The 2,272-nt window shown below is 38.8% G+C and carries 2 protein-coding genes; both read right to left on the bottom strand.

Going from position 1 to position 2,272, the window contains the following annotated elements; genetic code table 11:
• Positions 1-1,301 (bottom strand): MFS transporter (locus AC3DU7_RS31580; RefSeq protein WP_488043181.1); only part of this gene is annotated, 1,301 nt, incomplete at its 3' end.
• Positions 1,302-1,460: 159 nt separating this feature from the next.
• Positions 1,461-2,272: DNA repair protein RecO (recO, locus tag AC3DU7_RS31575; RefSeq protein WP_488043180.1), on the bottom strand; the 812-nt coding region annotated here is incomplete at its 5' end.

Below are 2,272 nucleotides of genomic sequence, written 5' to 3'. Positions count from 1 at the left end.
GTCGATAAACCCAAAAAAGTTTCTGCAACTCCCGCTAAAGCCAAAGGTAAACTAAGAGCAATATTAACCGCATTATTCTGGAGACCAAATACCTTACCCCGCATTTCTTCAGGAGTTTCAGCTTGAACAGTAGTTTGCATCGGCACTCCCACTATTGCGCCAAACATTCCCAAAAGACCAATCAAACCCATACTCACCCACAACTGTTGGTTAAATATGGACAAACCAACTAAAGAAATTGCCATTCCTATAGATCCAATGAGACTGAGTTGGAAGTGAGATAGCCAATGTCCAAGTTGACCAACTATTCCAGCGCCGATAGCCATACCTATGCCAGCAGCAGCTAATAAAAATCCAAATTCTTCAGCCTCCATACCAGGAATAATCTCTGCCAGACGTACAGCTAAAACTGCTAAAGCTGCAAAAATAGAAAATAAAATAATTTGCTGAATAATTGCATTACGAACTTGAAGATGATTTTTCAGATAATTTAGGCCATCCCCCAGGTCTTCCAAAATATGAGGTTGTTCCTTTTCACTTAAGTCCTTCTGTTCCCCAGTTTTGATTAAAATTAGTAATAAACCAGCGATCGCGTAACTCCCTCCCACAACCAACTCTTTACCTATAGCTTCCCCTATACCAATTTTGCTTACCAAACTATCAGCCAACTCTAATAATGGGTCTCCCACTGCAAAGCCAATAATGACAGAAGCCATCATCGTCGTTGTATATAAAGAATTAGCCGAAAGTAGATGTCGCTTTTCCACAATTAAAGGAATCACCGCTTGTTCGGCAGGGGCAAAAAATTGAGTTAGGGTAGAAACTAGAAAAGTTAAAAGCAACATTAAGCAAAATCCCAAAGGTAAATTGCCCAGATTAAAATCGTTAGACAGCCACAATATTAGTGGCAGAATCAAAACTAATCCTCCTCTTAGTAAATTTGTGGCCACCAATACGATCTTTTTCGGCCACCTATCCACATAGACACCAGCTCCAGCTCCAAATAGCACCGCAGGAATAGTAAAAGCAATCATAATTGCCGAAACCCATCTACTTATAGTCTGGTCTGCTGCTTGGAATTGATTAGCAATAATAGCGATCGTCAGTACCAGGTAAACTTTATCTGCAAGTTGGGAAAAAACTTGACCACTCCAGAGGATTAAAAATTTACCATTTTTCAGTACTGGCAAAAGTCCACGTTCGGGTTCCATATCTGCTAAGGATGTAGCCGAATTTGAGTCTGCTTTTGATTGTGTTTCTTGTTTTTCTGTTGTATTTAACTCGGAATCAGACAATTGCATTTTTGATTAAAGGAGATATAGATTTTCATCAATGGATAATGGATAATTACCTCTGGTTAAAACCTAGAGGATTGAATATAAAGACATCAGATTTCTTTATAAACCTTAAAAGGAAAGGCTTTAAACCGAATGGATTAATTATCAATTATCAATTGTCAATTATCCATTTAAAAAGGTATCGATAAGAGCCGCAGAGCGGATAGAGTAACCCAAATGATATTGGGTATATTTTCTTAAAAGTTTTTCAACGATGACCCAATCTTGATGAGAAGTGAGTTCCACCTGAGCATTGAGCTGAGGTTGAGCTAACTGCTGAAATAGTGAAAGTTGATTGGCATTTAGCATAGTATTCATCCTAACTTGCTGCGGTGAAGATGAAGTTGCAGAAGTATCGGCAAGTTTAATGGCTCCACCTGAATCTATACTAAATCCGACTTGCCAATTAGGATGATTAAAGTTTGGCTGTAATGGATGTCCAGTAATACAACAGATTTGTACTTGGGGGGCAATTCCTTCTATGGCTAATAGATGATAAATGCCATGAGCTAGATATGATATGAGTTGGGTATGCCAGAGACGGTCGGTTTTATTTTTTAGTTTTTCTATACGTTCTAAATGTTCGCTGAGAAGATAGAAAAGTTCTGCTTGGGGATGTTCACTTAAGGCTTGATGGAGAACTAATTCTGCTAGGTATTGACCTGCTGCTAGTTTTCCTAAGTTTTGACTAAGACCCGCATAGGATAATATGGTTTCTGCTTGATTTATTCTATCAAGCGATCGCCCTTGGGAAATTAATAATTGATTTACTACAAATAGTTCACTTCTGCCCCCCAATTTTGATTTTGGCTTCCTCACTCCTGGGGCTACCACTCGAATCAAACCATATTCTGGTGTCAAAATCGTTAATAAACGGTCTGATTCGCCTATGGGTATAGCTTTGAGATTTATTCCAGTTGCTTTGTAGGTTCGGG

This window comes from Okeania sp. (assembly GCF_983059655.1).
Note: the sequence above shows the minus strand (reverse complement) of the source record. Positions and strands in the feature narration are given on the sequence as shown.